Source organism: Kitasatospora sp. NPDC059571 (assembly GCF_042735675.1).
GTDB lineage: Bacteria > Actinomycetota > Actinomycetes > Streptomycetales > Streptomycetaceae > Kitasatospora.
This window is the reverse complement of record NZ_JBHWBW010000116.1, coordinates 1-9,169: the sequence shown is the minus strand read 5'-3', so window position 1 is coordinate 9,169 and position 9,169 is coordinate 1. Positions and strand designations below refer to the sequence as shown.

Here is a 9,169-nt window from a genome sequence, read left to right as displayed (position 1 = left end):
CCTGCTGGCTGTCTTGCGCCTGTGGCTGCGGGTGGGTTTGCCGCAACCGCCGCCGGCCGGCCCCAAGTGGCGGGCCCGGCCGGGAACCGGATAGGGTGCCGCAATCGTTGCGATCGGTGACCGGGCGGTAACACGGCGTCCGGCCCGGCCGGCCGCGGCACCCGCGCCACGGCGGCGACGGCGGGCCGGATCACCCGGGAGCGGTGTGGCGGGCAAGGGGGTACGGCTAGCATGACCGGGGCAGTAGTGGGCGGTACGCGTGTGCCGACCCTTGGCAGGCAACCGGTAGGAGGGCGGGTCCTGGTGCAGAAGGCGAAGATCCTCCTGGTCGACGACCGGCCGGAGAACCTGCTGGCGCTGGAGGCGATCCTCTCCGCGCTCGACCAGACGCTGGTCCGCGCGTCCTCGGGCGAGGAGGCGCTGAAGGCGCTGCTCACCGACGACTTCGCGGTGATCCTGCTGGACGTCCAGATGCCCGGCATGGACGGCTTCGAGACGGCCGCCCACATCAAGCGCCGCGAGCGCACCCGCGACATCCCGATCATCTTCCTCACCGCGATCAACCACGGCCCGCACCACACCTTCCGCGGCTACGCGGCCGGCGCGGTGGACTACATCTCCAAGCCGTTCGACCCCTGGGTGCTGCGCGCCAAGGTGTCGGTCTTCGTCGACCTCTACATGAAGAACTGCCAGCTCAAGGAGCAGGCGGCGCTGCTGCGCCTCCAGCTGGAGGCGGGCGAGGCGCCCGCGCTCGGCGGCGCGCTGATCGGCGAGCTCTCCGCCCGGCTGGCGGCGGTCGAGGAGCAGGCCGAGGCCCTCGCCAAGCAGTTGGACGGCAGCCCCGAGACGGCGGCCGCGGCGTCCGCGGCCCACCTGGAGCGCAAGCTCGCCGGTCTGCGCCGGGCGCTCGACGCGCTGCGGCCCGGCTCGGGCTGAGCCGCGCTCCCCGGGCCGCGTGCCCGGCTGAACGCCCATCACCTGCACCCGGCCGGGTGACGCACCCCGCGGGGTGACAGCGTGTCGGCGACACGACCCACCGGCGCGCTCGGTCACATGTGCGCGGGTGCCGGGCGCCGGTAGGCTGCTGAGCCATGGCCACACGTACGCCCGGCAGCGCGGCGCGCAACTCGAAGCCCGGGCCGGCCAAGAAGGCGCCGGCCAGGAAGCCCGCTGCGCCGGCTGCGCCCCGCAAGGCCGCCGCGGCGAAGCGGGCCCCTGCCAAGAAGGCGGCCGCCCCGCCGCCGCCCCCGCCGCGGCCGATACTCTTCCGGGCCGTCAGGGCGGTCTGGCTCGGCGTCGCGCACTCGATCGGGGCGGTGTTCCGCGGCTTCGGCACCGGCGCGCGCAACCTCGACCCGGCCCACCGCAAGGACGGCGTCGGCCTGCTGCTGCTGGCGCTCGCCCTGGTCACCGCGGCCGGCACCTGGTTCAGCCCGCAGGGCTGGCTCGGCGAGGTGGCCACCAACGTGGTGTCCGGCCTGTTCGGCCGGCTCGACGTGCTGGTGCCGCTGCTGCTCGGCGCGGTCGCCTTCCGGCTGATGCGCCACCCCGAGGTGCCGGAGGCCAACGGGCGGATCGTCATCGGCCTGACCGCGCTGGTGGTCGGCATCCTCGGGCTGGTCCACATCGGCTGCGGAGCGCCCGTCATGTCCAGCGGGGCGACCCGGATACGGTCCGCAGGCGGGATCGTCGGCTGGGCCGCGTCCACCCCGATGATGGCCGCCGCCGGCCCGCCGCTGGCCGTGCCGCTGCTGCTCCTGGTGGCGTTCTTCGGCCTGCTGGTGGTCACCGCCACCCCCGTCAACCGGATCCCCGAGCGGCTGCGGCAGCTCGGCGTGCGCCTGGGCGTGGTCGAGGCACCCGCCGCACCGGCCGGCGACGTCCCGCCCGGTGCCGCCCGCGAGCTGTCCACCGAGCCCCCCGAGGACGCCGACCCGGACGCGCTGCCGTTCACCATCGACGGCGGGGCCGACGAGGAGTCCGGCCGCGGCCGCCGGCGCCGCCGCCGCAGGGCCGAGGAGCCGGAGCCCGCGCCCGCCGGGCCCGACATGTTCACCAAGGACCCGTACCAGACCCGGGACATCGCCGCCGGGGTCGCCGCCGAACTCGACGGCGCCCTGCTGTACGGCGTGCCCGGCTCGCCCGCCGTGGCCGGCATGCTCCACCAGGTGCCGGACCGCACCGCCCCGCCCGAGGAGCCCGCGGTGCCCGCGGCCCGCACCGAGGGCGCACCCGAGGGCCACGGCCCGGCGCCGGTGCGGATGGAGCAGCTGCGCCTGGCCGGGGACATCACCTACGCCCTGCCGCCGCTGGACCTGCTGGAGCACGGCGCCCCGGCGAAGTCCCGCTCCAAGCTCAACGACGAGGTCGTCAGCCAGCTCACCGGCGTGTTCGCCGAGTTCAAGGTGGACGCCCGGGTCACCGGCTTCACCCGCGGCCCGACGGTCACCCGCTACGAGGTCGAGCTCGGCCCCGCCGTGAAGGTCGAGCGGATCACCGCGCTGGCCAAGAACATCGCCTACGCCGTCGCCAGCCCGGACGTGCGGATCATCTCGCCTATCCCGGGCAAGTCCGCGGTCGGCGTGGAGATCCCCAACCGGGACCGCGAGATGGTCAACCTCGGCGACCTGCTGCGCTCGCGCGCCGCCGCCGAGGACGACCACCCGATGGTCGTCGGCATGGGCAAGGACGTCGAGGGCCACACCGTGATGGCCAACCTCGCGAAGATGCCGCACATCCTGGTCGCCGGCGCCACCGGCGCGGGCAAGTCCTCGTGCATCAACTGCCTGATCACCTCCGTCCTGGTCCGCTCCACCCCGGACGAGGTACGGATGGTGCTGGTCGACCCCAAGCGCGTCGAACTGACGGCGTACGAGGGCATCCCGCACCTGATCACGCCGATCATCACCAGCCCGAAGAAGGCCGCCGAGGCGCTGCAGTGGGTCGTGCGCGAGATGGACATGCGCTACGACGACCTGGCGGCGTTCGGCTTCCGGCACGTGGACGACTTCAACGCCGCGGTCCGGGCGGGCACGGTCAAGCCGCCGCTCGGCAGCGAGCGCGAGCTCTCGCCGTACCCGTACCTGCTGGTGATCGTCGACGAGCTGGCGGACCTCATGATGGTCGCGCCGCGGGACGTCGAGGACTCGGTCGTCCGCATCACCCAGCTGGCCCGCGCGGCCGGCATCCACCTGGTGCTCGCCACCCAGCGGCCCTCGGTGGACGTGGTCACCGGCCTGATCAAGGCGAACGTGCCGTCCCGGCTGGCGTTCGCCACCTCGGCGATGGCCGACTCCCGGGTCATCCTCGACCAGCCCGGCGCGGAGAAGCTGATCGGCAAGGGCGACGCGCTGTTCCTGCCGATGGGCGCCTCCAAGCCGGTCCGCATGCAGGGCGCGTTCGTCACCGAGGCGGAGATCGCCAAGGTCGTGCAGCACTGCAAGGACCAGATGTCCGCGGTCTACCGGGACGACGTCACGGTCGGCGGCGGGCCGAAGAAGGAGATCGACGAGGAGATCGGGGACGACCTGGACCTGCTGATCCAGGCCGCCGAGCTGGTGGTCTCCACCCAGTTCGGCTCCACCTCGATGCTCCAGCGCAAGCTGCGGGTCGGCTTCGCCAAGGCGGGCCGGCTGATGGACCTGATGGAGTCCCGCGGCATCGTCGGCCCGAGCGAGGGCTCGAAGGCCCGGGACGTGCTGGTGAAGCCGGACGAACTGGACGGTGTGCTGCTGACGCTTCGCGGGTAGCCGCCTCTCACCCGTTCGGTGGAATGTGATAGGTAAGGGAACCGCGCCGAGGACCCGGCGCGTCCCCTTCGGAGCGGGGACGAACGGTGCGTCCGGCCTGGGCTGACGTTCTGTCAGGAGGGCTCGGAGGTTCGCCCACGTTCGGGCCTATTCCGCTTGAGAAACGTTCCGCCCCCGCCCCTAGACTGTCTTCTCAGCAGGTGGCCAACGCTCGAAAGGCGCGTCCAGTGACCATCGGCAAGTCCCCCGACCGTGGCAACCGCCGGCCCTCCGCCCGCACGTCCCGGAACGTCCCGGGGCAGCCGGACCAGACGGCCGGGCCGGAGGCCGCCGACCTTCCCACCATCGGCCGCGTGCTCACCGTCGCCCGGATCGACGCCGGGTTGACCGTCGATCAGGTCAGCTCGACCACCCGGGTCCGGGTACCGATCGTGCACGCCATCGAACAGGACGACTTCTCCCGCTGCGGCGGCGACTTCTACGCCCGCGGCCACATCCGCGCGCTCGCCCGCGCCGTCGGCGTGGACGGCGACGCGCTGGTCGCCCGCTACGACGCCGCGCACGGCGGCGCGCCCGCCGACCGCAGGCCCACCCAGCTGATGGACACCGCGCCGATCAAGGTCAAGGACCACCGGCGGCCGAACTGGACGACCCCGATGGTCGTCGCCATCGTCGCGGTGGTCGCCCTGATCGGCTTCAACCTGTTCAGCGGCCGCTCCGCGGACCAGCCGGCCGGCGCCGCCGGCGCCCCGCTCTCCGCCGGGTCGTCCTCCGCCGCGCCCTCCGCCCAGCCGCCGGCGCCCGCCCCGAGCCTGGCGCCGATCGCCGCCGCCCCGGCCGACAAGGTCACCGTCAAGCTGGTCGCCGAGAAGGCCACCAGCTGGGTCTCCGCCAAGGACGGCAAGGGCAAGGTGCTGTTCGCCAACAACCTCGAGAACGGCCAGGACCAGACCTTCACCGACGCCAAGCAGATCACCCTGGTGCTCGGCAACGCCGGCGCCGTCCACGTGTACGTCAACGGCAAGGACCTCGGTTCGGCGGGCGCCGACGGCCAGGTGGTGCACGTCACGTACACCCCGGGAGACCCGCAGGCGGGCTGAACCGGGGCATTCGACCACCGCGCGCGGCCTCCGGGGCGAACGGCACCGGGGGCCGCGCGTTAATCTTGGCGTCATGCCTGAACGCCGTACTGTCGCCCTTGTCACGCTCGGATGCGCCCGCAACGAGGTGGACTCCGAGGAACTCGCCGGGCGACTGGAGGCCGACGGCTGGCAGTTGGTCGACGACGCCGCCGACGCCGACGTCGCCGTCGTCAACACCTGCGGGTTCGTCGAGGCCGCCAAGAAGGACTCCGTCGACGCCCTGCTGGAGGCCAACGACCTCAAGGGGCACGGCCGCACCCAGGCCGTGGTCGCGGTCGGCTGCATGGCCGAGCGCTACGGCAAGGAGCTCGCCGACGCGCTGCCCGAGGCCGACGGCGTGCTCGGCTTCGACGACTACACCGACATCTCCACCCGGCTGCAGACCATCCTCTCCGGCGGCCACGTCGAGGCGCACACCCCGCGCGACCGCCGCAAGCTGCTGCCGCTGACCCCGGTCGAGCGCCAGGCGGCCGCCGCCGAGGTCGCCCTGCCCGGCCACGGCGCCCCCGAAGACCTCCCCGACGGCCTCGCCCCCGCCTCCGGCCCGCGCACCCTGCGCAAGCGCCTCGACGACAGCCCGGTCGCCTCGATCAAGCTGGCCTCCGGCTGCGACCGCCGCTGCTCCTTCTGCGCCATCCCGGCCTTCCGCGGCTCGTTCATCTCCCGGCGGCCCTCCGACGTCCTGAACGAGGCCCGCTGGCTGGCCGGCGAGGGCGTCACCGAGGTCGTCCTGGTCAGCGAGAACAACACCTCGTACGGCAAGGACCTCGGCGACATCCGGCTGCTGGAGACCCTGCTCGCCGAGATCGCCGACATCCCCGGCATCGAGCGGATCCGGGTCAGCTACCTCCAGCCCGCCGAGATGCGCCCGGGCCTGGTCGAGGCGATGTGCGGCACCGACCGGGTCGTCCCGTACTTCGACCTGTCCTTCCAGCACTCCGCGCCGGCCGTGCTGCGCCGGATGCGCCGCTTCGGCTCCACCGAGCAGTTCCTGGAGCTGCTCGCCGGCATCCGCGCCAAGGCGCCCGAGGCCGGCGCCCGGTCCAACTTCATCGTCGGCTTCCCCGGCGAGAGCGAGGAGGACTTCGCCGAGCTGGAACGGTTCATCGGCCAGGCCCGGCTCGACGCCATCGGCGTGTTCGGCTACTCGGACGAGGACGGCACCGAGGCCGCCACGCTGGACGGCAAGCTGCCCGACGAGGTGGTCGCCGACCGGCTCTCCCGGCTCTCCCGGCTCGCCGAGGAGCTGACCGCGCAGCGCGCCGAGGAGCGGATCGGCAGCGAGGTGCTCGTCCTCGTGGAGTCCGTCGAGGACGGCGTCGTGGAGGGCCGTGCGGCCCACCAGGCGCCCGAGACGGACGGCCTCACCACCCTGCTCGGCGCGGACGACGCCGAGGTCGGCCAGTACTACCGGGCCACCGTGGTCGGCACCGAGGGCGTCGACCTGGTGGCCGAGGCCGTCGCGCGCCACGTGCCGGGAGCGGACGCGTGACCAAGGGGCCCGGCGCCCCGACCGCGGCCCGCCCCGGCCGCTCCGGGGCCGCGCCGTCCCCCGAGCCGGGCCTCTGGAACATCGCCAACGTCCTGACGATGGTCCGCCTGCTGCTGGTGCCGGTCTTCGTGCTGCTGCTGTTCGCCGACGGCGGCCACGACCCGAAGTGGCGCGCCGTCGCGTGGGCCTCCTTCGCCGTCGCGATGATCACCGACGTGTTCGACGGGGAGCTGGCCCGCCGCAAGGGCCTGATCACCGACTTCGGCAAGATCGCCGACCCGATCGCCGACAAGGCGATCATGGGCGCCGCGCTGATCGGCCTGTCGATCCTCGGCGACCTGCCGTGGTGGATCACCGCGGTGATCCTGGCCCGCGAGCTCGGCATCACCCTGATGCGCTTCTGGGTGATCCGGTACGCGGTCATCCCGGCCAGCCGCGGCGGCAAGCTCAAGACCCTCACCCAGGGCATCGCGGTCGGCATGTACGTCCTGGTGCTGACCGGCCCGCTGGCCACCGCCCGCGCGGTCGTGATGGGCGTCGCCGTGCTGCTGACCGTCGGCACCGGGCTCGACTACGTGGCCCAGGCCGTCCGGCTGCGCCGCGAGGGCCTGGCCCGCGAGCGGGCCGAGCGGGCCGGCCGGTGAGCGACGGCACCGACCTGGCCGCCGCGGTGCACGCCGCACTGCGCGAGCACGGCGGGACGGTCGCCGTCGCCGAGTCGCTGACCGGCGGCCTGCTCGCCGCCGCCCTGGTCGACGTGCCCGGCGCCTCCGCGACCTTCCGCGGCTCGGTCACCGCCTACGCGACCGAGCTGAAGGCCTCGGTGCTGGGCGTGGACGAGGGCCTGCTGGCCGTGCACGGCCCCGTCCACCCGGTGGTGGCCCGGCAGATGGCCGACGGCGTGCGCCGGCTGCTCGGCGCCACGTACGGGCTCGCCACCACCGGGGTGGCTGGCCCCGAGCCGCAGGACGGCCTGCCGGTCGGCACGGTCCACGTCGCCTGCGCCGGCCCCGGGGGAACACAGACCGTCTCCCCGGTGTTGTCAGGGCAACGTGCGAGAATCCGCGCAGCGACGGTGACCGCCGCCCTGGAGCTGCTCCTCGAGCGTCTAGCGAGTTCCGGTCCGCCGCGCTGAGGTTTGCTGAAATCGCTGAACCGGCCGCCCGAGCTGGTGGATCGTGTTACAGCACCGGCCCCGGGCGGGCAGAACTCAACCAGCCGGCCACATCGCACCTGCGGGCCGCGCACCCGGATCGCAGGCGGTGACGGCCCGGGCGGGCACAGAACGGGAGGGGACAGCCTTGCAGCCCAGAGTGAACACGACCACGGTCCCCGCACGCGATGCGGACGAGGCGGTACGGTGGGGACGTGACATCTCGATCCGCAGTCCGAGGAGGGAGGCACCGATGATCCTGCTCCGTCGCCTGCTGGGCGATGTGCTGCGTCGGCAGCGCCAGCGCCAGGGCCGCACACTCCGCGAGGTGTCGGCGGCCGCCAGGGTTTCGCTCGGCTACCTCTCCGAGGTGGAGCGGGGGCAGAAGGAGGCCTCCTCCGAACTGCTCTCCGCCATCTGCGACGCGCTCGATGTCCGGATGTCCGAGGTCATGCGCGAGGTCAGCGACGAGCTGTCGCTCGCCGAACTTGCGGCGATGGCCACCCTCTCGGAGGGTGATCTGCTGAGGCCGGTTCTCGAACCGGTGCCGCTTCCGGGTCCTGCGGTCGACCGCTCCGGAACGACCGTGCCCAAGGCTGCCGCCATGGACGTGGTCGCGGCCTGACCGGACCTCGCCCTCCCCGCGGGGAGCGAGTGAAGGAGGCGCGGTGCGTGGAGTCGGCATCCCGCGAACGGCGATGCGCTTGGCAGCGGCCGGGCGGCGCCACCTGTCCAGGTGGTCCGTACCGGCCGTTCTGCTGTCCGCGGCCGGACTGCCGCTGCTCGGCTGGTGGCTGGTCGGCCCGGACCTGGCCGCCCGCGGCGCCACGCTCGGCATACTCGCGGCCGGGTGGTGGGGGCTGGGGCTCGTCCCGGTGCACAGCGACCCGAGCCGGACGGGGCCGGCCCGCCGGACCCGTACCGTCCGCCCGCCGGCGGACCCGGCGGGGGCTCCGGCCGCTCAGCCCCTCTGGTCGCGCAGCCGGTAGCCGCGCGGGGTCGGGTGGAAGCCCGCCTCCTCCAGCGCCTGGCCGAGCGGTGAGGTCAGCGCCGCTGCGCCGTTCGCCCGCTCCACCGTGACACTGCCGAGCGCCCCCGCCCGGACGGCCTGTGCCAGCGCCTGGACGGCCGGCTCCAGGGCCACCGCGTCCGGCGCCCAGGACAGCAGCGACTTGCCGCCCCGCTCCACGTACAGCACCAGCTCGCCGTCGACCAGCACCACCAGTGCGCCCGCCTTGCGGCCGGGACGGTGGGCGGCCGTGTTCCCGGCCCCCTCGGCTGCCGGCGGCTCGGGCCAGGGCAGGGCGGCCCCGTAGGCGTTGGCCGGGTCGGCCGCGGCGAGCACCAGGGCCTCCGGCTGTTCGGCCGTGCGCCCCGGGGCGGCGGCCGCCCAGCCCTGGGCGCCCGCCCGCTCCAGCCGGCCGCTGACCGACCGCAGCCGGTCGGCGGCACCGTCCATGGCGAACTGCGCGCCGCCCAGGCCCTCCACGAAGTACCCGCGGCGGGCGCGGCCGCGCTCCTCGAAGGCCGACAGCACTCGGTACACCCCGGCGAACCCGCCGGGCACCCGTTCGGCCGCGACCGTGCCGCGGGTCAGCACCCCGTGCCGGTCCAGCAGGCCCTGGGCCCGGGC

At 74.1% G+C, this 9,169-nt stretch carries 8 protein-coding genes and 1 pseudogene; 8 read left to right on the top strand and 1 reads right to left on the bottom strand.

What is annotated here, in order from left to right:
• Positions 1-300 precede the first annotated feature (300 nt).
• The 8 genes from ACFV0G_RS15885 to ACFV0G_RS15850 all read left to right on the top strand — a co-directional run bounded on the left by ACFV0G_RS15885 (position 301) and on the right by ACFV0G_RS15850 (position 8,525).
• Positions 301-936, top strand: coding sequence for a response regulator (locus ACFV0G_RS15885; RefSeq protein WP_380547002.1), 636 nt, complete (start codon positions 301-303; stop codon positions 934-936).
• 155 nt (positions 937-1,091) lie between these two features.
• Positions 1,092-3,749 (top strand): DNA translocase FtsK, encoded by a 2,658-nt coding sequence (locus ACFV0G_RS15880; RefSeq protein WP_380546992.1) that lies wholly within the window; start codon positions 1,092-1,094, stop codon positions 3,747-3,749.
• Between the two features lie 227 nt (positions 3,750-3,976).
• The gene (locus ACFV0G_RS15875) at positions 3,977-4,849 is read left to right on the top strand and encodes a helix-turn-helix domain-containing protein (RefSeq protein ID WP_380546990.1); all 873 of its coding nucleotides are present in this window, start codon (positions 3,977-3,979) and stop codon (positions 4,847-4,849) included.
• Positions 4,850-4,922: 73 nt separating this feature from the next.
• On the top strand, positions 4,923-6,383 hold the full coding sequence (gene rimO / locus ACFV0G_RS15870; protein WP_380546988.1) for a 30S ribosomal protein S12 methylthiotransferase RimO: 1,461 nt from the start codon (positions 4,923-4,925) through the stop codon (positions 6,381-6,383).
• A complete protein-coding gene (gene pgsA / locus ACFV0G_RS15865) occupies positions 6,380-7,027 on the top strand; it encodes a CDP-diacylglycerol--glycerol-3-phosphate 3-phosphatidyltransferase (protein WP_380546986.1) in 648 nt (215 codons plus the stop codon). The genes rimO and pgsA overlap by 4 nt, the downstream gene beginning before the upstream one ends.
• On the top strand, positions 7,024-7,518 hold the full coding sequence (locus ACFV0G_RS15860) for a CinA family protein (RefSeq protein ID WP_380546984.1): 495 nt from the start codon (positions 7,024-7,026) through the stop codon (positions 7,516-7,518). Before pgsA ends, ACFV0G_RS15860 begins: the two co-directional genes overlap by 4 nt.
• Before the next feature lie 271 nt (positions 7,519-7,789).
• The gene (locus ACFV0G_RS15855) at positions 7,790-8,161 is read left to right on the top strand and encodes a helix-turn-helix domain-containing protein (RefSeq protein ID WP_380546982.1); all 372 of its coding nucleotides are present in this window, start codon (positions 7,790-7,792) and stop codon (positions 8,159-8,161) included.
• Positions 8,162-8,204: 43 nt separating this feature from the next.
• Entirely contained in the window at positions 8,205-8,525 is a 321-nt protein-coding gene (locus ACFV0G_RS15850; protein ID WP_380546980.1) for a hypothetical protein, read from the top strand.
• On the opposite strand, the pseudogene ACFV0G_RS15845 reads toward ACFV0G_RS15850, so the two are convergent.
• Positions 8,498-9,169: pseudogene (locus ACFV0G_RS15845) on the bottom strand (DEAD/DEAH box helicase); the annotation flags it as partial. The gene ACFV0G_RS15850 and the pseudogene ACFV0G_RS15845 sit on opposite strands and share 28 nt — an antisense overlap.